Raw genomic sequence first — 20,408 nt, forward strand, 5'->3', positions numbered from 1 at the left:
GTTTCTACTATTTTTTATTTGTTTATATTATATGCACTCTAATAAGAAAGAGCTTCACCAGTAAACATTGCCGCTTATTTATCACAAAAATATGGATATCTAATTACAAAAAACATATATTTAGGATCTCATATTTAAAAGCTATTGTCGCTAAATTTATCCATGAAGTACCCTTTTTATCTACCTTTCAGGTCAGTAATACAAAGTTCTGCATAATTAATAAAAACTAATATCCTCTTCTATAGTTTCATCACTTAATAAGTGTATTTTTCATATAAACTCTACGTTTTTTATTTTCATTGGTTAAAAAATATGATATTAAAAAGAAGTAGTTGATTTGTGTTTTTCAAAGAAAGTCTATTAAGGGGTACTTTATGGATAGTTTAAACAGAGTTGTAAGATCAATTAGTCAACCAGCAAAAGGAAAGTTAGCGTCCAGTAAAAAAAGAAAATGGCGTGAAATAGAAGAAATAAGAGATAAATTCCAACTTGAAAAAGAATTAAAAATATATGAAGACTCGTTAGAGTATATGTTGGAAGATTTCTAAACTGTAGACGCTTAAACAGTTTGTTCGTTATTAAAAGCCCAGTTAAGCTGGGTTTTTTAATGCCTAAAGAAAAGTAGAGTATTTTCCTCAAAATTCAGTATTGACAAAATTTAAACAAGCGTTTAACTTTCTAATCATAATATATCTACATTAGCGTTTAAATGCCAAAAACACTTATTAACTTTGTCCATGCTAATGGCTTTCCAGCAGGAAGCTATCAAACTCTATTTCATTATTTTCCCAAAGAGTATCAGGTTGTATCCCACGAAAAATACGGTCACGATGCTCATTACCCAGTAAAAGATAATTGGCAGCCTTTGGTTGATGAGCTAATTAATTTTGTCAAAAAACAACTAGTCATAAATAATCAACAGCAAGTTATTAATGTTGGCCACTCTTTTGGTGGCGTTATCGCCTTTATTGCTGCTTGCCAGCAACCACAATTATTTAAAGGTTTGATCATGTTAGATCCACCTGTTGTAACTGGTAGCACTGCAGTGGCAGTAAAACTACTTAAAAAAATGCGATTAATTGATAGATTTAGCCCCGCTGGTAAAGCAAAAGTTAGGCGCACACATTGGCCGTTAGGTACTGATATTGCCAAACTGTTTGCCCACAGAAAATTATTCAAAAATTTCGATAGGCGATGTTTAGATGATTATATTAGTCATGGCGTCATTGAACGAAATAACCAATTAGAGTTAGTTTTTTCTGCACAGGTAGAAGCCGATATCTTTAGAAATTTAGCGGCAAATCTTTCTCGTTATAAAAACCAACTTAACGTACCTGCAAGTTTAATCTATGCAGATAAAACTGATGTTCTTCCTCACATTTATTTTAAAAAATTTGTTAAGTTAAATAAAAGCATCCATATTAAAACAACTCAAGGTGGTCATATGTTTCCCCTTGAGCGCCCCGAAGACACCGCACAACTTATCGCTGATACAATAACACTGTGGTCGGAATGAAAAAGCCAGTCTCGACATTTGCTATTATTTAGTAACCCCTTAATGAAAAACTAGACTATGCCCCTCTTGATTCCTTTCAAAAGTGCTTAGAATAAATGTTACTAAAAGAGAAAACACCAAAAAATTGACGGTTATAAAACAAACAAAAACATTATTTTTGGATACTAAATAATAATATAAAGTAGTCATTAAAGCCTTATTTAAAATAATATTTTAAAGTATATTTACTATTTATTTACAATGTGTTGCAGTAATTCAATTGACTACAACTCGCGTCAAATATTCAGTTGGCATAACACTTGCCTTTCATGGTTATAGAAAATATTTATACTGTGAAGGTTAATTATGTATTCCCTAAATTTAACGACCGCAAAAAAAAGTGTTAGCTTACTACTTTGCTTAACTTTATTTGCCTGTAGTTCCACTGAACAGGTTAGTAATAATCAATTATCAGATAATGGTTATACACAAGGATATGTCGACACTAATTTTTCTCATAGCCAATGTACTCCTATAAGCAAAGGTAGTCTTAAAAAGCCATTAAATTCTGATCACCAATTAATGATGTCACTTTTAAATAGACCGATGACCGCAGATCAAGCAATGATGTTAGCGTTTGCACAAGAAAGAGAAAATTACGCTAATACCTTTGCTAATTATGCAAACAACGGCGTAATGATAAAAGGTGATAAAGCATCTGATAACTCAAGCAATAGAACCATACATGCATATACTCAGCAAATTGACCAAGACATTAATGCTGTATTAATTAGTGGTTCGCAGTAAAGTTTACTCGTCAAGCAACCAATTTAGTTCAGTGAAAACATGCTGCCATTGCTGATCAAACTCAGCAGTAATCATTATTTTTTGTTTGGTTATAGGGTGAATAAAACATAAAGATTTAGCAATAAGCATCAAACGTTTAAAACCAAAATGCTGAATAAAAAAAGGATTTTGCTTATTATCGCCATAATTAATATCGCCGATAATAGGATAACGCAAGTGCGCTAGATGCCGACGAATTTGATGGCGTCGCCCTGTGATGGGTAAGAGTTTAACTAGAGAATAACGAACACTATCAAACTTCCCTAAAGCGATTGGTAAACTTGCTTGTTTGATGACTTGATAATGGGTTTGTGCTGATTGTGGCGCTTTATCACGACTGACATTTTTATCGCCAAGCTTATCTAATTTTTCTTTAAGCGAATAATCTATCAATTCAGCTTGCTTAGTTATGGGTAAATGCCCTCGAACTAAAGCATAATAAGTTTTAGTTAAGTCTGTTTCAGTATTTTTTTCGCCCACTCCATAACTATTCGATTTATCAGCGAAAGCTTCATTTAATTTTTGGGCAACGTCTTTACTTAACGCAAACAATAATACCCCCGAAGTAGGTCGGTCTAATCGATGTACTGGGTATACATATTGGCCAATTTGATCGCGAACAAGCTGTAAAGCAAAATATATTTCATCTTTATCCATAAAACTGCGGTGAACAAATAAACCAGCAGGTTTATCTATGGCAACTATATGTTCATCTTGATAAAGAATAGTCAGTACGGGCTTTTCAGCTACCGCTTCTTCAATTTCTATCGTGTTTGTAAAATCAGCCATTAAATGTTTCTGCCCGAAAGTAAACTATCAAGTTGACCAATAATATTCAGAAGCGTATTCGCTTTATTACCTAGGTTTTTAAACGACTCTTCTGCCATAGGCAATAATGAAATTTCACTTGGTAATGGCTGATTTTTTTCGATCATTAAGCTGATACGTTCAATAAAAACAAACTGCAACCATTGTTCAAATGCTAAGGTGTCATAATGAAAAGGTAATGTACTGGCCATTTCACATAGATTAGGTCGACGCTTTTGCCATAAAGTTAACGTTTTTAATTCTTGGAATAATTGAACTAACAACATTGATGTTTGCTGCTCTTTAGATAGTCTCATATCAACTGAGTTATGTTTGTTTTGCTAGATGGCGCTATTATCCTTATAATAGCAACTCAACACAATCCCCTATTTATTTTCCTACAAGGCTTCAACAGTTTAGCGCACCTATGGATACTATCGATACCATCTCACAACTTTTACACTCTTCAAATTCTCAGTTTCGACTTTATGATATAGGTCGGAAAATAGAAAAAATATCAAAAGAACACTTTGAAAAAATTGAATTAAACCAAATGCCCTACCCTACACCGTCACAGGGGCATGCTTGTATTGCTATTGCTTTTTGGCAAAAACAATCGCCACAGCCTTTCTTATGGTTATTAAAATTACCACTTGATGAGCGTGGTTTACTCAATCAAGGAGCAAGAAATCACTTTATTGCTATCATTGTTGAAGCATTAGGTGCCGATTTAACCCAAAGCGTAAATAAAGATCAAGAAGAGTTATTAAAAAACAATCCCTATTTATTTACTCCTGCACAGTACAAATTGGCAGCATTAAATAGCAAAATAAAGTTTGAGTTAAAACAAGAACCAAGTGAATATTTATCTCCCTTCTTAAGCTATATTACAGGGAGTAATGGTTGGGATAATTGGCAAGCAGTTGGCGTGCAAGGAATTACTGACTTTGCTGTACGCATAAGAGAAGAAACATCGATAGAAAAAAACAGTGAGCTTTTAATAAATGCACTTCCTTACCTTCCTAGTGAAGTGCTATTACCGCTATGCGGCGCATTAGAGAATGAAGTTTTTTCTGTCGATTTAATAAATGCATTATTAAATTTATTCAAAGAAAAATGTAAACTTTCTCCTACAACTGAAACTAACATGCAGTTGCAACAACATTTACTACGTAGTTTAGCCAGTAATTGTCAGCACGTGCATGTAGAAAAACTAGTTGCTGAATTATTACAGCAGAAGCATGTCGCTAGTGAGCTATTGATAACTATTTCAGGTCGCTGTTGGCTAGCGCTTGCTAATGATGAGCACTTAATGGCATTTTTCGAACACTTAGTGTTATCTGATGATCAAGCGCTATTTAATAGTATTTTTAAAGACCTTGTATCAATACCAGCTATTCGCCCCATTGTTTTTCAGTGTATGCGTGCGCCTGAACGTAGTGCAGCATTATCAAAAGCAATAGGACAGTTATTTAATTAAGGTCAAAAGTGGATATGGAAAACATCTATTATTTATTACTGGTTTGTTTGATTTTTTGGTATTTTATTTACTTGAGAAAAGTATCTGAAGCCGCACTTGTACACGCTAAACATTATTGTGAACAAAGTCAGTTACAATTTATCGCTATCGCTAGACGGTCAAGCCGATTAACCTTTAACAAAAAGTACGGCTTAGTTTGGTTTAGCTTATTTGATTTTGAGTTTAGTGGTGACGGCGAATCTAGCAATAATGCTGTTTTAAGCTTGTATGGTTTAAAGTTAGGTAGTGTTGATATTCCACCCTATCGAGTAAATTAAATGTATATTTTAACAATCAATTATTAAATAATAAGTCCTACTGTTGATCTGGTAGCCAGAATTAATAAAGCATGAAAATAACAGCTAGTAAAGAACCATTTTCCATTGTAAATCTTATTTTTTATCCATTTTCCTAGGGAGACACCGTGCAGTTTTTAAAGTCACTTTTTTGTTTGCAAGGGTTTGATAATAGAACCCGATTTTTTGGCATTTGTAGTGCCGTTTATGTGATTTTTATCATGCTAATATCTGCTTTCACAGGTAAAGCTTTTATCTCTCTTACAATTTTAGCCTTCTTTACCCTAATACTTGCTTTGGCTAGCTTACGCCGACTAAAGGATGCAAAACTCAACAGAAATTGGTTATTTGTACCTAATCTACTATTCATTCTAACCGCCTTAACTATTATCTTTTCAGAGCAAAATAGTAGTTATTATTTACTTATTATCCCTGCATTCTGCTTCGCTGTATTATTAACTTATCCTAGTGTTGGTATGAAAAACTCATCACCTAAGAACTATATCCTTGGCTATTTTGGTCCTGTTGATATGACCGAATATCAGCAAATTGCACATCAAGGAAAAAAAGCAAAATTTCGCATTGAGCCAACTTTAGTAGGCGATAATTCGGTAAACCTTAATTCACAAAGCCTTAGTAGCGATGAGCAAGTCGTGTGGCAAAGTCACGAGACTACATCACCTTATAATAAAAGCGAGCAGCAAATAGATTTAGGTGAAGTAATTCGTTTAAAACTGATAAAAAACAGAAAAGCTCAGCTGGTCATTGCAATAATATTAACAACAACATTAGTCAGTGTTTGTACATCTTGGCTTATGGATTATTTATCGGACAATGAACCAGTACAAACAATACAAGAATCGGTTAAATCAATTGAAACTACCCAAGATGTTATTGAGCGAAAGCACCCATTGGCCATGCCTGATAATTTTTCACTCCTTTTATCTCAGCACCAAGGAATAATCATTAACTGGCAAGCAGATGAAGTGACCTCCCCTTTATTATGGTCGCAATCAAGCGCACAAGGCGATGAGAGTTGCCAACAAATTAGCTTTAATAAAGGTAATCCTATTCGAACTTTGATGGTACAAGTAGAAAACAGTACCACCGTGACTAGCGGAGTTTACAATAATTACTTTGCTAGCTTCTCACCGCTTGATAGTAAAGCTCTGATTCAAGCGCTAGCGTTTCGCGGAAGCTTTTCTTTATGTGGGTATAATTTTTCACTAAAAGGCAGCCAAGCGGCTTTAGGACAGAATAAACATTATGCTGATTGGGTAGAATATTAGCATCTCAGTGGTTTCGCTCTAATTATCACGAGTAACGATAACGCCAGAATCTATACTGACGTTACTACCGCAATGTTTTAGGCGAGTATCAAAATTTATAACTTGATATTCGAAGTGGCCACCTGATTACTTAGATTGTTGCTTAAAACCTATACCTACTTCAAATAACTGATCATAAATACTTTTCATTGCGATAGTATTTTCAGTTAATGAATCATTCCATTTATTTCGTTTTTCAAAACCTAAATCACTAATTAGATAATAATGATCTGCCTTTAAACCACTAGCTTCAAGGCATGACTTAGTACAAGACAAGCCACATCCATCAATAGCAATAATTGGACGCCCTGATTTAGCCAAATCCATTATTGGGCCAACCTTACCAATAACACCGGCAACACATGACATTTCAGCAATGCCATCACCATCAAGGTTTAACGAGATATTATGCGCCATTTGCGCTAAATTTGAACAACCAGAGCAAGAATAAACAATCGGTTTTTTTTGTTGGTCACTCTGTTCGATTTTTTTATTATCAGACACGGGGCTATTTCTCTCTTAACTTATTAGTGGCATAGCCTTAAAAACAGGCTACTTAAAATGCCTAATTTATGATTGTAACAAGGCAAAACAAGCATGAATTGATTTACATCAACATTTGTACCAATCACTTAATAATTGTTCTATTTTTTCCATATCAAGATATTGCTGACAAGCGTCACTGACTCTATTAATCGCTATATTTTCTAGTTCTTCAACGCTAACAGCTTGATTAATATCACTACCAAGCCAGTTAATAATAAGTCCTAACGCTTCTGTCGTATCAAAAAAACCATGTAAATAGCAACCGGCTATTTGATTATCATCACTCAATAACCCATGCTTTTTGCCTTCAATAGTAAGTAGGGCTTGATACTTTTCTTTAGATCCATTAACAAACTGGCTAATTCCTGCGTGAATTTCATAGCCTCGAATGGTGACATTTCTCTGCTGCAAGTAAAGCTGCCCTTCCACATTCGTTAACGTTTTACTCGTGTTAAGCTCTGTAGTAATAGGAAAATAATTCAACGCCTCACAATAAGTAATATTTCCTTCAACATGATGGGGATCTGATATTGTTTGCCCTAGCATTTGATAACCTCCACAAATACCCATAACTTTACCGCCATATCGTAGGTGCTTAGCAATATCTTGGTGCCAATTTTGATGTCTTAAGAAAGTCAAATCACTAATAACATTCTTGCTTCCAGGTAAAATAATCAAGTCACAGGCAGGAATAGACACCGCTATTTGTGGGTTTTTAGCAAATAAAAACTGGCAATCAATTTCCGGATGTAATCTTAAGGCATCGAAATCGGTGTGGTTACTCATGTGTGGAAAAACTAAAATGACAATACGAACTTTCTGCTTACTTTCCGTTTTATTGTTAAGTTGTTGTTGCGTTATAAGAGCATCTTCTGACGAAATATCTAAGCCGTGTAAATAGGGTAATACACCCAAAACAGGTTTATTGGTTCTTTCTTCCAACCAAGTGAGACCTGATTCAAGTAAGGATATATCTCCTCGAAAACGATTGATAACAAAACCAATAACACGGTCTTGCTCTGATTGCGAAAGCAACATTAATGTGCCAACAAGATGAGCAAATACACCACCTTTATCAATATCTGCAATGATAATTACCGGACAATCAACTGTCTCAGCAAATCCCATATTGGCAATATCACCCTCGCGAAGATTAATTTCTGCGGGGCTACCAGCACCCTCTACTACAATTAATTGATACTGCTCAGTTAATCTATGATGTGATTCAAGTACCGCATTCATCGCTATTTTTTTATAATCGTGATATTGCTCAGCCTCCATAACACCTTTATTTTGAGTGATGGCTTTACCATGAATAATAACTTGCGCACCCGTATCAGAATTAGGCTTGAGTAATATAGGATTAAAATCGACATCAAGCTCTACATATGCGGCTTTCGCTTGTAATGCCTGAGCACGACCAATTTCTCCGCCACAAGGGGTTACCGCACTATTGAGCGCCATATTTTGTGGTTTAAAGGGCGCAACCTTTAATGCTCGGTTGGCAAATAGCCGACACAAACCTGCCACCAGCGTAGTTTTGCCTGCGTCTGATGTGGTTCCTTGAATCATTAAGGTTTTAGCACTGACATTGGTAGCACTATATTCATCACTCATTAAAATCTCTTAGTTTACAAAATGTTAAATTGGGGAATATTTTATGTTATTTAAATCATTATAAAAATGACTATTTCAGCTATAATCATCCTCATAAATTAGTAGCCACTATATACAATGGATATCCTCATGGAAAAAACCTTTATTAAAGGCAAAGATTCTGACTTAGAAACCTCTATTGCGACCATGCAAGAAAAATTAAAATCATTGGGTTTTGATATCGAAGAAGCTTCTTGGTTAAACCCCGTTAAGAACTGCTTTTCTGTACACATTAAAGACAGCAGCTGTGGTTTAATGTTCACCAATGGTAAAGGCTCAACGGCAAAGTCCTGTTTAGCTAGCGCTTTAGGCGAATATTTTGAACGATTAAGTTGTAACTATTTTTTTGCTGACTTTTACTTAGGTGATAAAATAAGCCAAAGTGAGTTCGTTCATTACCCCAATGAAAAGTGGTTTTTCAGCGAAGATGATTCTATGCCTACTGGCATTATGGACGAAAGTTTATGGCAGTATTTTGATCCTAATAATGAGATCACCGTAGATAAACTTTATGACATGAATTCTGGCGTTGGTGAACGTGGTATCTGTGCATTACCTTACACCAGAGAACGTGATCAACAAGATATTTACATTCCGGTGAGTGTTATTGCTAATGTTTTTGTTAGTAATGGTATGTCAGCAGGTAATACTAAAAATGAAGCACGTGTACAGAGTTTATCTGAAGTATTTGAGCGTTATGTAAAAAATAAAATTATTGCAGAAGGAATTTGTTTACCTGAAATTCCAGTATCTGTATTAGAGCGTTTCCCTACTATTTTAGCTGACATTCGTGAACTAGAAAGCCACGGCTATCACCTTAGAGTATGTGATGCTTCATTAGGTGGTTTATACCCCGTAATAAGCGTTACGTTAATCAATCCTAAAGACGGTAGTGTTTTTGCTTCTTTTGGAGCTCATCCTAGTTTTGAAGTTGCTCTAGAACGTACCGTCACCGAGTTACTTCAAGGTAGAAGCCTTGATCAACTTGATGTTTTTCAACCGCCAAGTTTTGATGAAGAAGAAATTGCTGCACCTCATAACCTTGAATTACATTTTATCGATTCTAGTGGCTTCATTTCATATGACTTCTTTAAAGACGCCCCTGATTATGATTTTGTTGATTGGGACTTTGATGCCGATACTGGCACTGAATACGACAACTTAGTATCAGTAATTCACGATATGGATTTCGATATTTATATCTCAGATTATAACCACCTTAATGTGTATGCTTGTCGTATTTTAGTACCGGGTATGTCAGACATTTACCCAGTAGATGAAATTGTTTGGAATAACAATAACGATGGGGCTTTATTTCGTGAAGCATTTTTAACCTTAAAAGATTCATCTAAGGATGAGTGGTTGGATATTCTTGATGGACTTGATCAAGGAGGCTATAACGATGCTATGGCAGCTGCAGAGTTTATTGGTTTAGCACCAGATGCTGGCACCACTTGGTTTGACCTACGACTTGGCGAAGTAAAGGCTATGCTAGCGCTTGCAGCTCAAGACGAGCAAGCAATTGATTGGGTTAACTGGGCATTACACCTTGATCAAAATAATGAAGAAAACACCCGTAAGTATCGTTGTTTACAAGCGCTATTAGAAATAAAATGGAGTGAGGACAGAGAATATAATCCTTATTTGAACTCCCTTGGACTAATGTATGGCCAAGCGATGATGAAAAACTGCTTAGCAATCGTTGAAGGTGACGTTATTTTTGATGGCTTACATTGCCCAGGTTTAGGCTTAGAAGGCTTTAAAACCCATGGTAAGTTGCTAGAGGGTTATGAAAAGCTTCAAGCAGCTAAGAGAAACAACTGGTAAAGTAAGTAGACGTTTTCAAACTTCGTAGTGTCGGGCTAATGCCCGACCTACAACTAAACTTCTTTTTTACCTACGCGATAAGCTTCCACTACACTTACTAACCAAGCCACTAATAAAATTATCAAAGCAGGACTTAAAGATTCTGTAGCAATAGCCGACTGTTGATGAACTAACTCTGTAATAGTCGCTAGATCCGCAGACACTTCACCACGCTGAACTTTATCAATAATATCTTGCGCTCTTGCCATCAAATTAGAAAATAACAAATATAAACCCACACCAGCAAAAATAGCAAAATAAATAGCTGAAATATATTTCTTTAACAACAATTGCCCTGCTCCAGGAAATATTAGTGCTGAAAATAAAGCTGCTTTTAATGGTTTATTCATAAGTGAACTTAGCTTTTTTTACTTGGTTGCTTATAAATATCTTCAGGCCTTAGTTTTAGCACACCTCGTTTAGTTTTATCTTGAGCACTTTGCTTTTTGTTAGGATTAACATATATAGCACTTGCATTAGGCCTAGCCCCTTCAACAAAAGGTTCTTCTTTTTGACTTATACTCTTAGTGCTTTTTTTAGTGCTACTTTTACCTTTGTAATTTGTTTTATGATCGGTATTTCTGCCCGTATCAGCAGATTCTTTTACAAATTTAGATGTTCTCTCAACATGGTACTTTTTATCAATAGCTTGTAAAAGATTACGCAACACTTGATCTTTACACTCACGATAATGTTTATGATCTGTTTTTCTCGAGAATGCACTTAGTTCTGGTTTATTTAACCTAAAGTCGACACTTCCAAGTAAAGCTATTAATTCTTCGGCTTTTAGATTCAGTGCTATTTTTAGTTTGGTCAAAATAATATTATTACTAAGGCGCTTTTCTGCAACTGGATTTGGCCCTTCCTTCTTGCCACGCTTTTCATTAATAAAACCATTGAGAAAATACGCTAGTTGGCTATCCATACAATTTACAAAATTTATATCATCATCTTTTTTTAGCCACTGACTCACTTGCTCTCTACTTACCTGTAATCCGGCAGAGGCAAATAAAGCAATCATTTGCTTGTCATTATAATTAAAGGTATAGCGTAAGCGGCGTAGTACGTCATTATTATTCAAAAGGTTTTCCTATGATAAGAGTTTTTACAAAAAATATTGTATTTGCTCACAGATAATCATCTCTAAGTTTGGTTCTATGCATTGATGCATAAGATCCGTATAAAAGAAAGCAGTCGAGATAACATCATTGTGTAAACTGGGTAAGTTGTTGTGATTTACTTAAGTATTTTAACATTTTTTCATTACTATTAAAATCGAGGTTTTTATATGAAAATATTAAATAATTTTGTATTATTTAATTCATCACTACCTTTTTGATAGCAGGAAGCTATGTACATGAATAAATACATAAAATTATCTTTAGGTTTTTCACCCTTATTGCTCAGCGCTTGTGTTAATCAAAATACTATAGCACAGAATAAATTAGCACCTGTAACAAACCCATGTCAAAAAATATCGATGTTGATTAATGCTTATGACGATGGTTTTGAACAGGTAAAAATGACAAAAATCAAAGCGAGAGTAAGTAATACATGGAAGGCAAAATATAATGTTATCGGCGAGAATTGTCATATTTGGACTTGGGGTAATTCACAAACAACGTATGCTTGTAATATAACAGCCAACGACAAAGATACTGCTGAAAATTATTATACTAATGCACAACGAACTATTCAGCAGTGCTTAGGTAGTGATTGGCAGATGACTGAAGAGCAGAGAACGGCAGATAAAGGACGTAAAAGTATTTTTACAACACCTAACAAGCAAGTTTCCTTATCAACTCATATTATCCCACTTGATAGCCTTTTTGGTGAAAAATGGACTATTTATTATTATATTGGTAACCCTAATTAATTATATTAATCTCTCCCTAAAATAAAAAACGAGCTTTTAAGCTTAATGCCAGTCAGTTAAGAGCTGACTGGCATTTTTTTGCTTCTTTTTTCTGCATATCGTTTAGGCCTAGCCTTTACTATTCTAGGATAGCTCCTTTCTCGTCGTTCTGGCAATACAAATGCCTCTGCCATATCAAGCAAGCTATTAACTATCTTAGGGATTTTCCCTGGTGAGACAAATGGGAGCATTGTTAACTCTTGGATTATATAAGCCGATGCACGGTTAAAACTAAGTTGATAAGGCATTACACCCTTTAAGCTATGTGCCATTTTAGCCATTTGAAAGCGGATTAAATTATATGAAAGTAAAACACCCCATAATTCTTGTTCTATCATCTCTGGCTTTTTACTTCGTAGTGTCAGCAGGTTACGTAACATATACTGCTTCATCTCTCTAAACCCTAACTCAATCTCCCAACGATGTGCGTATAAATCTGCAATATTAGCAACAGGGTAACGAAGTGGATCTGTCATTGAGGTAAGTATCGAATAGGATTTACCGTTAATAATACGCTTTACCAAACGAGCATCTACCGTCGCCGGTAAGTCATCCCACTTCTTTCTTGCCTGCGGTGTTGTTTTTAAACGAATTACTTGGTCGCGCGCACTTAACTTTTGAACGACTTCAAACTGTGTCCCTTTTTTCAACGGAATAAGCCAGTGGCGCGCTACACCGGTATTTTGCCACTGATTCAATAACCCAAGTGAATAAAATCCCTTATCAAATAGGGTTAACGAATTATCAGGGGTAGAAGGAATTAAGTCAGCGGCTAAACGCATTTCATTGGTCGCTATTTTATCAAACGACGAGGCGGTTAATAAGTGGCTACTCAGTTCCATTTGGCATACCATGCGGATTTGTGGGTAAGCAGACTCACGTTTGTCGTTATGCAGCTTGCCGAACGCACGCTCATTTTCTTTTGTATCAGGTGTTCGCCACACCACGCCATCGACACCGAGTAATTTCAAGCCACAAAAATCAGGTGATGGTGTTTTTTCATGCCATAGTTGTTGAGTCTGTTCAAAAATACGTTTAACAACCTCTGCACCTAATCGCTGCCTAGCTTGAACAACTGCGCTTGGTGCGACAAATGGGCGTTTACCTGGAAGCATGATATCGAGTTGATTGACGATATCACTCATCGGAAGATGCCTAAACATAGACATTCCAACAATACTCCAGACCATCATTTCAAGTGGAAGCCTACGCTTTCTCAGGGTTACAACGCCAGATTCTTTAAGGCACTTATCGATTAAATCAGGTGATAGTACTTCAGATAAAGCATTAAAGTGCTCAGGAGTGAACGCTGCAAGTGAGTGAAGATCATAATCTAAAGGCATAAAAAAATCCGATGTTGAGTGAACATCGGATTTTGATCTCATTCAGCTAAAAATCAATCTATTTTTTCTTAACTGATCGGCATTAAGCTTTTAAGCTCGTTTTTTATTTTATATGAGTTGCGTTAGTTAATAATTAACTATCGCATGTTTACTTTATTTTTTACTTTTACCTTCGCCACATTTACCTTTAGCTTTGGCTTTGCTCTCGCCACATTTACCTTTAGCTTTGCCTTTGCTCTCGCCACACTTACCTTCACCACACTTACCTTTACCTTTGGCTTTGTTCTCGCCACACTTGCCTTCACCACACTTACCTTTACCTTTGGCTTTGTTCTCGCCACATTTACCTTCACCACACTTACCTTTACCTTTGGCTTTGTTCTCGCCACATTTACCTTCACCACACTTACCTTTACTTTTACCTTCACTCGCACCTTCAGGGGCAAAAGTAACTAAGTCTTGAGTTGCAAATGGGTTAGCTTCAGCTTTAGCTGTATTGCTTGCAAAAACGGAAAATGCTAATAAGCCAATTATAGCCGCCAGACCAGATTTTTTAAGTAGATTCATGATAAGTTTCCTTTATTATTAAATGATTAATACTTGTAGTGTATTAGTTTTATTACTTTTTATAGCTATCAAGTTACATAGACCCTCAAGCTTTAAAAAAAATTTCACCTTAAATTTATTTTGTCTTATAAATAAGGATCAAGCTTGTATTTGTTTAATAGTAACACCACGACATAACAACTTTACATCTTTCATTTTTATATAGCGCAATTATCACGACAAAAAAACCAGCGTTTAAGCTGGTTTTTTAATTTCAAAATTCAAGAGTTAATTGAATACTCAACTAAATTGAAACTTTCTTACGTCTAGCTGTGTCAACAATAAAACCTTTCCAACCTTTAGCAGCTTTACGCGACTTAGGATCTTTCATAGCATTATTTATAGCAATATGAGCTTTTTTGTATTTTTCAAGGTAAAAATAAGATTCTGCAATACTCATGTATATGCGTCCTTTATTCTTAACACCAAGCTCCAGCGCTTTTTCTAGTGCAGGAATTGCTTTTGAAAATTGCTCATCTTGTTTTAACAACATACCATGCTTACGGTAATGCTTAGCTTCATTGGTCATTTTAGCTAGCTCACCATAATACTTGGCGGCTGTACCAACATGTTGCGCTGCATGCCATGCGTTTGCTAACGTTGAGATGTTTTTGTCATCACGTTTAACTAAACCAGAAGCAATATGTTTTTCTAATAACCGAGCAGCCTTATAAGGTGCCTCTGCTGAAGAATACAAGTTTGCTAACGTTTTGATTTGTGACTCTTTATCAAGAAAACCCTGTTTATAAGCTAAATCAAGTGTTTGCACCGCTTTAGGATAATTTTCAACTAACAAATAAAACATAGGTAACTGTGTCCACCATGTCTTATTTTCAGGGAAAATTAAGATAACCGTTTCTAAGACCTTAATTGCTTCTTTATATTTTTTACGTTCATAATAAGAAGTTAACTTTAAAATATAAGGGTTTTGATTCGGTTTATCTCCAAAAGCAGCAATAGCTTTATCAGCAGGAACAATCATTTTATCTAATTGTTTCAACTCATAATTAGCTTGGGCAATTTTAACCCAAGTATTACCATCATCTTTGCCGGTAAACTCCATCCAAGCATAGTAATTACTTAAAGCATTTTTATAGCCTTTGGTTTGCATTTGCAAATCAGCCAATAACTTTAAGGCATCACCGTGATCAACTTCGTTTAAGATGTCTGGAGCAATAGCTTTCTTTAAGTAAGAAATTGCTTTCTTTTCATTATCACCTTTAGTGGCATACATAACCGCAATAAAACGGGCAACATAGGCTTTATCATAATCTTTTTTGGCGTTAATATCCTTCAAGATGACGATAGCACCGTCAATATCATCCGCAGTATAGGCTTCAAAAGCTTTACCTACTTTTTTACCCACTGATTGACCAACAAGTTGCGTAGGACGTTTCTTTTTCTCTTCTTTTTTAGCGGCAGCAGCCATTGCATTATCTGCAAAGGGTGCTTGAGCAACTAAAAGTGAAGCGATAACCAGTAAAGAAGTTGATAATTTCTTAAAAGAAAAGTGCTTAAACGTAACTGTTGTAAAAATAGTTTTGCTAAACATAATTATTAACCTCCGTCCATTTTAAAGTCTAATTGAACACTTAAACCTGGTTGTTTCATTGGTTTACCGTCAACAACTTTTGGCTTGTATTTCCACTTTCTAAGTGCGCGTTTAGCTTCTTTGTCAAACACACGTTTAGGCTTTGCTTCAATAACTTTAACATCTTCAACACCACCAATTTCATTGATAGTAAATGAAAGCTTAACCCAACCTTCTTTACCATCACGTGCTGCTTGAATAGGATATTTAGGCTCTATTCTAACAATTGGCGTTGCATCACCATCTCGGCCAAAGCCTGCACCAGGTGCAGATAACCCCGTTGATGCACCAGACATCTGAACACCCGGCATATTAAACTGCAATCCACTACTGTCGTTACTTGCTTCAGGCTCAGGAGCCTGTTGCTTTGGCGGTGCTTTAGGTGGCGGCGGCGGCGGCGGCGGTACACGACGACGAGTCTCAGCTGAAGACTTCGGCGGCGTTGTATTCACCTCTACGATTATATTATCTTGTGCCTCATCTTTACTTCTATCACCACTAGAAACAAGAAAGGCCATAAAAGCAAATAAACCAAAGGTAACCGCAGCGCCTAGTAGTATTGATACTAAAAAGCGTACCATAATCTACCCCTTCGCAGCAGCAATGGAGATTCTAAGACCACTTCCTGCCTCTTTAATTGCATCCATTACTTTAACAACAACACCATGTTTGGCATCTTTGTCGGCTTGGATAATAACAACATCAGTTGGTTGTTCTGCAAGTAATTTTTCAATCCTTGCGCCAACACGTTCGATGTCAACACGCCCCTTATCTAACCAGATTTCACCGTTATCTTTTATTGCAACAAAGATATTGGCATTTTTTTGCTTAGTTTGTTGTGCTGCTTTAGGTTTATTTACTTCAATACCTGCTTCTTTAACAAAAGAAGTGGTTACGATGAAGAAGATCAGCATGATAAATACGATGTCGAGCATCGGTGTCATATCAATTACCGCTTCTTCGTCCTCACGAATCTTTTTACGTGCCATGAAAATATCTCTCTAGTGATGAGGTAAACTGTCAACCAGTTTAGCCTTTGCTAGTTTAACTTGAGCGTCTAGTCTTGAACTAAAAAACACACCCGATAATGCTGCTACCATACCCGCCATTGTCGGAATAGTAGCTTGCGATATACCTGCGGCCATTAGACGTGGGTTACCTGTACCTTGTTGTGCCATTGTTTCAAACACACCAATCATACCGGTAACTGTTCCCAACAAACCGATTAATGGACACATTGCCACTAATGTTTTGATGGTAATCATACGCTGTTCAAGCAGTTCATTTGCTTCGGAAATCCAAGTCTCTCTAATACGATGTGCATACCAAGACGTTGTGTCTGTGCGTGCATCCCAACGAGAAACGATATCGTTTTTAATCGCTGGGTAGACTGAAGATAAGAACCAATAACGTTCTATCATCATTATCCACATCAATAAGAGTGCAAAGGCAACAACGTAAAGTACGTTACCGCCAGTTGCAACAAAACCCCTGACAGATTCCCAAACCTCTATCAGGAATAACATTATTTAGACTCCTTCTCTGCAATCGCAGCAATTAAGCCTGCACTTTGCTCATCTAGTTTCTGTAAAACGCTTTTCGCTTTACCAGCAACAACTGAGTGGATAAGGATAAGTGGCAATGCACAAATCAAACCTAATGCTGTTGTAACTAACGCTAGTGATATGTTACCAGCCATAATTTTCGGATCACCAGTACCAAATAAGGTTATGGTTTGGAAAGTCATAATCATACCGATTACTGTACCTAGTAGACCCATTAATGGGGCAATAGCAGCAAACATTTTGATTAAGTTAACACCACGGTCTACTTGAGGCGTTTCACGTAAAATACCTTCATCAAGTTTCAGCTCTAATGTTTCAGCATCAACCGATTTATTGTCATGGTAAATTTGCAATAAACGACCTAGCGGGTTATTTGCATTTGGTGTATCAATGTTTTTCTCTTGCGCTTTAATTTTAGCGCTCATGCTACCTAAAACAATTAAGCGTTCAAGCGCAATGATACAACCAATAATGAAAAGAACCGTAATAGCATAGCCAACTTCTTTACCTTCATGGAAGAACTCTTCAACTGTTTTCTTACGTGTTTCAAGTGATAAAATACCACCACGAGAAGGATCCACATAAAGAGCGCTATAACCAGAGCTAGCGTTAGAGAAGTTTGAAGCAGTTTCAGCTATGTAACCAGCTGGTTGCTTAGGTAAAGGTTGTACTTGACCTACTTCATCGTTGTAAGTTAAATAGCCGTTGTCTGATACTAAGTTAAATGTACCAACACGCGTAATAGTTTCAGTAGATTTAGAACCATCTAAGTTAGTCACTTCAACACTAAATTTAGAAATTTTACCTGATTGAGTCATTTCAGTTTGTAAGGCAAACCATAACTCTTCAAGATCTTCTAATGCAGGAATTGCTTTTGCGTTAGCTATGCGGTTTAACGCTTCGCCGCGACCTGGAAATTCAGCACTTACAATTGAAGTAGCAATTTGACCATAAGCACCTGCTGCTGCTGCACGAGAAACACCAAACATCTCACCTAACGTACCAGTAGCATTGTCTAGTTCAACTTCTTTTTGCGCTAAGGCAATTTCATTAGCCGCATATTCTTTCGTTAAACGTTTGTTGCGCGCTTCTTGGTTCGCTAATTCTTTTTTCGCTTTATTTAATAACGATTGCTTGTCGCTACGAGCACTTTTAAATTCAGCTTCGCGTTTTTTATCAAGTTTTGCTTCTGATACACGATCAGATTTAACTTGTTTAAGTAAATCATCTAACTGATTTGCTTGTGTAGTTGCTACTAAGCCAGTAGTCATTATTGCGGCTAGCGCTACAAAATTAATAATTTTCTTCATTATTTTGCTCCTGCTGCAAATACTGGTAATTTAGCTAGATCCATTGGAAGTTGCTTACGCGCCATAGCGACAGCATCTTTAATAGGTTTCAAGTACTCATCACCTAACTCTTCCCATGAACGACTTTCGTTATTCCATAACCAAGAGTGTTTTTGGTCTAATGATTGAGCGACAAAAGCGATACGTCCCATGTGAACAAAATCAGCCGTTAATGTTGTACCACCAAAATCAATCTCGGCTTGGTAAGCGTCAAAAATAGTGCCGTAACCCGCTTCAATTTCATATGCTTCAAGTACTAAGCGAAACTGCTCAGACGTAGTTACGTTTGAGTTAGTCATCACTTCACGCAAATTAGCTACGCGCTCTTTACGACGTTCTATATTCATGGGTACATCTAAATCAATAAACGTTTCTAAGGTGTCTATCATTTTGTACATTAACGGTACAACACCTTGTTTGATTTTATCGATACCATCAATCTGCTTTTGTAATGATACGATGTTCGCTTTTTGATCATCAACCATACGTTGTACATGGTCATTATAACCACGAAGAACATCACCTTCATCTACCGTATTACGATATTCAGCAAGAAGATCTTGCGTTTGCTCGTATATCGTATTGATTTTGGTTTGTGATTTAGCTGACTGTTTAAAAATATTAGCTTCAGCTTTTTGAAGATCTGTTAATGTATTTGCAGCAGCGATATTGCTACCTGCTAATGCTAGTGCGCCTACCATTGCCGTGGCGATGAGGCTTTTCTTACTTACTTTGGACATAGTTCCCAACCATTGCTATTTAAATTTTGATAACAAATTTTTTGTTACCGCAAATATAAAAATCTATCGTTTTTTTATGTGTAACTTTATTATGTGTAACTTTTTTATAAATACAACTAATTAATAATCCCAAATGACAAGTAGGCTGTCAAGTTGAGAGTAATAAAGTCGTTTTGTTCATTTTTCAGTAATAAATAAAAAATATCATGTTAAAAATTAAAACAGTTAAGTACTAAAATGCTTCATTAACTCACCATGCTATGGTCTTTTTTGATTATTACTTGTACAAAATAGCCAAATAATGGCTTAAACATTTTGTTACCTTATGTTTTACTAACTTCTTCGTAGTAAGTCAAATTTATTTACTATAAATTAGTGATTTTCCACTTTTTTCACTCAATTAATTAGCAAAGAACTTTTATCTAAATGATTGATTTACTGGTCTAAATTGACCTGGCAACCACAGACTGATAATAGTCAATTTAAGATAATCGTGGCTTTACGCAATACATATATAACGATACATATATACTATCCACGATTATGACAGCGCTGTTAATTTATAATTTAAATCACGGCTTTTTATGATTATCTATAGACAATTAATTAGTATGAAGCTGTGACATCATGGTAAATGATCGAGTCAACTGTAGGTGCATAACACTCACTTGAGGCATCTAAATCAGAAATGAATACATTTCACTGCCACCACTATTAAATTCAGTGTATATCAATAGAGCTATTTAATCGGCTTGTCATGAGTATTGTGTGAATTGGTTATTATTAGCAAGTCAAGATGCGTAATTTACTTTCATAAAAATATGGTTACAGACGGGTTCTTTTAAATATTAATATTTAGTACTTTTGTTCGAAATACATGTGATTTTTAGTATAACCGCACAAATACTACAGATATTTACCCATAATAACGTTAAGATGA

22 protein-coding genes are annotated in these 20,408 nt (G+C 35.9%); 8 read left to right on the top strand and 14 right to left on the bottom strand.

Features of this window, described 5'->3' with window-relative positions:
* Positions 1–374: 374 nt before the first annotated feature.
* The 3 genes from DWA31_RS02935 to DWA31_RS02945 all read left to right on the top strand — a co-directional run bounded on the left by DWA31_RS02935 (position 375) and on the right by DWA31_RS02945 (position 2,302).
* Entirely contained in the window at positions 375–548 is a 174-nt protein-coding gene (locus DWA31_RS02935; RefSeq protein ID WP_114325177.1) for a DUF3545 family protein, read from the top strand.
* A 161-nt stretch (positions 549–709) separates the two neighbouring features.
* Positions 710–1,516 carry an alpha/beta fold hydrolase gene (locus DWA31_RS02940; protein WP_114325178.1) on the top strand — a complete coding sequence of 269 codons (807 nt, stop codon included), beginning with the start codon at positions 710–712 and terminating at the stop codon, positions 1,514–1,516.
* 345 nt (positions 1,517–1,861) lie between these two features.
* Positions 1,862–2,302: a hypothetical protein gene (locus tag DWA31_RS02945; RefSeq protein WP_114325179.1), complete on the top strand. Its 441-nt coding sequence runs from the start codon at positions 1,862–1,864 to the stop codon at positions 2,300–2,302.
* A gap of 3 nt (positions 2,303–2,305) precedes the next feature.
* On the opposite strand, the gene DWA31_RS02950 is transcribed toward DWA31_RS02945, so the two are convergent.
* Positions 2,306–3,130, bottom strand: a complete 825-nt coding sequence (locus tag DWA31_RS02950; RefSeq protein WP_114325180.1) for a tRNA pseudouridine(65) synthase TruC — start codon at positions 3,128–3,130, stop codon at positions 2,306–2,308.
* Positions 3,130–3,465 (bottom strand): YqcC family protein, encoded by a 336-nt coding sequence (locus DWA31_RS02955; RefSeq protein WP_210725531.1) that lies wholly within the window; start codon positions 3,463–3,465, stop codon positions 3,130–3,132. The genes DWA31_RS02950 and DWA31_RS02955 overlap by 1 nt, the downstream gene beginning before the upstream one ends.
* A 110-nt stretch (positions 3,466–3,575) precedes the next feature.
* On the opposite strand from DWA31_RS02955, the gene DWA31_RS02960 reads away from it, so the two are divergent.
* The 3 genes from DWA31_RS02960 to DWA31_RS02970 all read left to right on the top strand — a co-directional run bounded on the left by DWA31_RS02960 (position 3,576) and on the right by DWA31_RS02970 (position 6,252).
* Positions 3,576–4,628 (top strand): DUF3549 family protein, encoded by a 1,053-nt coding sequence (locus tag DWA31_RS02960; protein ID WP_114325182.1) that lies wholly within the window; start codon positions 3,576–3,578, stop codon positions 4,626–4,628.
* Positions 4,629–4,642: 14 nt separating this feature from the next.
* On the top strand, positions 4,643–4,945 hold the full coding sequence (locus DWA31_RS02965; protein ID WP_114325183.1) for a DUF3301 domain-containing protein: 303 nt from the start codon (positions 4,643–4,645) through the stop codon (positions 4,943–4,945).
* Between the two features lie 146 nt (positions 4,946–5,091).
* Entirely contained in the window at positions 5,092–6,252 is a 1,161-nt protein-coding gene (locus tag DWA31_RS02970) for a hypothetical protein (protein ID WP_114325184.1), read from the top strand.
* Between the two features lie 126 nt (positions 6,253–6,378).
* On the opposite strand, the gene DWA31_RS02975 is transcribed toward DWA31_RS02970, so the two are convergent.
* Together DWA31_RS02975 and DWA31_RS02980 are read right to left on the bottom strand one after the other, a co-directional pair.
* Entirely contained in the window at positions 6,379–6,795 is a 417-nt protein-coding gene (locus DWA31_RS02975; protein WP_210725532.1) for a putative zinc-binding protein, read from the bottom strand.
* A gap of 108 nt (positions 6,796–6,903) precedes the next feature.
* Positions 6,904–8,454, bottom strand: coding sequence for a cobyric acid synthase (locus tag DWA31_RS02980; protein WP_114325185.1), 1,551 nt, complete (start codon positions 8,452–8,454; stop codon positions 6,904–6,906).
* Positions 8,455–8,583: 129 nt separating this feature from the next.
* Between DWA31_RS02980 and ycaO the strand changes: the two genes are divergently transcribed.
* Entirely contained in the window at positions 8,584–10,320 is a 1,737-nt protein-coding gene (ycaO, locus tag DWA31_RS02985) for a 30S ribosomal protein S12 methylthiotransferase accessory factor YcaO (protein WP_114325186.1), read from the top strand.
* Between the two features lie 53 nt (positions 10,321–10,373).
* Here ycaO and DWA31_RS02990 read toward each other — a convergent pair whose 3' ends face one another.
* Positions 10,374–10,709, bottom strand: a complete 336-nt coding sequence (locus DWA31_RS02990) for a DUF5683 domain-containing protein (protein ID WP_114325187.1) — start codon at positions 10,707–10,709, stop codon at positions 10,374–10,376.
* Between the two features lie 8 nt (positions 10,710–10,717).
* A complete protein-coding gene (locus tag DWA31_RS17760; RefSeq protein WP_425451851.1) occupies positions 10,718–11,380 on the bottom strand; it encodes a YehS family protein in 663 nt (220 codons plus the stop codon).
* A gap of 336 nt (positions 11,381–11,716) precedes the next feature.
* Here DWA31_RS17760 and DWA31_RS03000 point away from each other — a divergent pair, with 336 nt between their 5' ends.
* Positions 11,717–12,235, top strand: coding sequence for a hypothetical protein (locus tag DWA31_RS03000; protein ID WP_114325189.1), 519 nt, complete (start codon positions 11,717–11,719; stop codon positions 12,233–12,235).
* 56 nt (positions 12,236–12,291) lie between these two features.
* Here DWA31_RS03000 and DWA31_RS03005 read toward each other — a convergent pair whose 3' ends face one another.
* From DWA31_RS03005 to DWA31_RS03040, 8 genes are all read right to left on the bottom strand, one after another.
* The gene (locus DWA31_RS03005; protein ID WP_114325190.1) at positions 12,292–13,617 is read right to left on the bottom strand and encodes an IS4 family transposase; all 1,326 of its coding nucleotides are present in this window, start codon (positions 13,615–13,617) and stop codon (positions 12,292–12,294) included.
* 153 nt (positions 13,618–13,770) lie between these two features.
* Positions 13,771–14,184 (bottom strand): HvfA family oxazolone/thioamide-modified RiPP metallophore, encoded by a 414-nt coding sequence (locus DWA31_RS03010; RefSeq protein WP_114325191.1) that lies wholly within the window; start codon positions 14,182–14,184, stop codon positions 13,771–13,773.
* A 283-nt stretch (positions 14,185–14,467) separates the two neighbouring features.
* Positions 14,468–15,775 carry a tetratricopeptide repeat protein gene (locus DWA31_RS03015; RefSeq protein WP_245942458.1) on the bottom strand — a complete coding sequence of 436 codons (1,308 nt, stop codon included), beginning with the start codon at positions 15,773–15,775 and terminating at the stop codon, positions 14,468–14,470.
* A gap of 5 nt (positions 15,776–15,780) precedes the next feature.
* On the bottom strand, positions 15,781–16,395 hold the full coding sequence (locus DWA31_RS03020) for an energy transducer TonB (protein ID WP_114325192.1): 615 nt from the start codon (positions 16,393–16,395) through the stop codon (positions 15,781–15,783).
* A 3-nt stretch (positions 16,396–16,398) separates the two neighbouring features.
* The gene (locus DWA31_RS03025) at positions 16,399–16,803 is read right to left on the bottom strand and encodes an ExbD/TolR family protein (RefSeq protein ID WP_114325193.1); all 405 of its coding nucleotides are present in this window, start codon (positions 16,801–16,803) and stop codon (positions 16,399–16,401) included.
* A gap of 12 nt (positions 16,804–16,815) precedes the next feature.
* Positions 16,816–17,340 carry a MotA/TolQ/ExbB proton channel family protein gene (locus tag DWA31_RS03030; RefSeq protein WP_114325194.1) on the bottom strand — a complete coding sequence of 175 codons (525 nt, stop codon included), beginning with the start codon at positions 17,338–17,340 and terminating at the stop codon, positions 16,816–16,818.
* Positions 17,340–18,689, bottom strand: coding sequence for a MotA/TolQ/ExbB proton channel family protein (locus DWA31_RS03035; RefSeq protein WP_114325195.1), 1,350 nt, complete (start codon positions 18,687–18,689; stop codon positions 17,340–17,342). The genes DWA31_RS03030 and DWA31_RS03035 overlap by 1 nt, the downstream gene beginning before the upstream one ends.
* The gene (locus tag DWA31_RS03040; protein ID WP_114325196.1) at positions 18,689–19,468 is read right to left on the bottom strand and encodes a DUF3450 domain-containing protein; all 780 of its coding nucleotides are present in this window, start codon (positions 19,466–19,468) and stop codon (positions 18,689–18,691) included. Before DWA31_RS03040 ends, DWA31_RS03035 begins: the two co-directional genes overlap by 1 nt.
* Positions 19,469–20,408: the final 940 nt, after the last annotated feature.

The organism is Candidatus Colwellia aromaticivorans, assembly GCF_003333305.1.
GTDB classification, from domain to species: domain Bacteria; phylum Pseudomonadota; class Gammaproteobacteria; order Enterobacterales; family Alteromonadaceae; genus Colwellia; species Colwellia aromaticivorans.

Bases quoted from the DNA above. Each gene is read 5' to 3' on its own strand.
- DWA31_RS03000 (WP_114325189.1), top strand. From the start codon at position 11,717: ATGAATAAATACATAAAATTATCTTTAGGTTTTTCACCCTTATTGCTC.
- DWA31_RS02955 (WP_210725531.1), bottom strand. From the start codon at position 3,465: ATGAGACTATCTAAAGAGCAGCAAACATCAATGTTGTTAGTTCAATTA.
- DWA31_RS02965 (WP_114325183.1), top strand. From the start codon at position 4,643: ATGGAAAACATCTATTATTTATTACTGGTTTGTTTGATTTTTTGGTAT.
- DWA31_RS17760 (WP_425451851.1), bottom strand. From the start codon at position 11,380: ATGATTGCTTTATTTGCCTCTGCCGGATTACAGGTAAGTAGAGAGCAA.
- DWA31_RS03025 (WP_114325193.1), bottom strand. From the start codon at position 16,803: ATGGCACGTAAAAAGATTCGTGAGGACGAAGAAGCGGTAATTGATATG.
- DWA31_RS02950 (WP_114325180.1), bottom strand. From the start codon at position 3,130: ATGGCTGATTTTACAAACACGATAGAAATTGAAGAAGCGGTAGCTGAA.
- DWA31_RS02940 (WP_114325178.1), top strand. From the start codon at position 710: ATGCCAAAAACACTTATTAACTTTGTCCATGCTAATGGCTTTCCAGCA.
- DWA31_RS03015 (WP_245942458.1), bottom strand. From the start codon at position 15,775: ATGTTTAGCAAAACTATTTTTACAACAGTTACGTTTAAGCACTTTTCT.
- DWA31_RS02990 (WP_114325187.1), bottom strand. From the start codon at position 10,709: ATGAATAAACCATTAAAAGCAGCTTTATTTTCAGCACTAATATTTCCT.
- DWA31_RS02935 (WP_114325177.1), top strand. From the start codon at position 375: ATGGATAGTTTAAACAGAGTTGTAAGATCAATTAGTCAACCAGCAAAA.
- DWA31_RS03030 (WP_114325194.1), bottom strand. From the start codon at position 17,340: ATGTTATTCCTGATAGAGGTTTGGGAATCTGTCAGGGGTTTTGTTGCA.
- DWA31_RS03020 (WP_114325192.1), bottom strand. From the start codon at position 16,395: ATGGTACGCTTTTTAGTATCAATACTACTAGGCGCTGCGGTTACCTTT.
- ycaO (WP_114325186.1), top strand. From the start codon at position 8,584: ATGGAAAAAACCTTTATTAAAGGCAAAGATTCTGACTTAGAAACCTCT.
- DWA31_RS03005 (WP_114325190.1), bottom strand. From the start codon at position 13,617: ATGCCTTTAGATTATGATCTTCACTCACTTGCAGCGTTCACTCCTGAG.
- DWA31_RS02945 (WP_114325179.1), top strand. From the start codon at position 1,862: ATGTATTCCCTAAATTTAACGACCGCAAAAAAAAGTGTTAGCTTACTA.
- DWA31_RS03010 (WP_114325191.1), bottom strand. From the start codon at position 14,184: ATGAATCTACTTAAAAAATCTGGTCTGGCGGCTATAATTGGCTTATTA.
- DWA31_RS02960 (WP_114325182.1), top strand. From the start codon at position 3,576: ATGGATACTATCGATACCATCTCACAACTTTTACACTCTTCAAATTCT.
- DWA31_RS03040 (WP_114325196.1), bottom strand. From the start codon at position 19,468: ATGTCCAAAGTAAGTAAGAAAAGCCTCATCGCCACGGCAATGGTAGGC.
- DWA31_RS02980 (WP_114325185.1), bottom strand. From the start codon at position 8,454: ATGAGTGATGAATATAGTGCTACCAATGTCAGTGCTAAAACCTTAATG.
- DWA31_RS03035 (WP_114325195.1), bottom strand. From the start codon at position 18,689: ATGAAGAAAATTATTAATTTTGTAGCGCTAGCCGCAATAATGACTACT.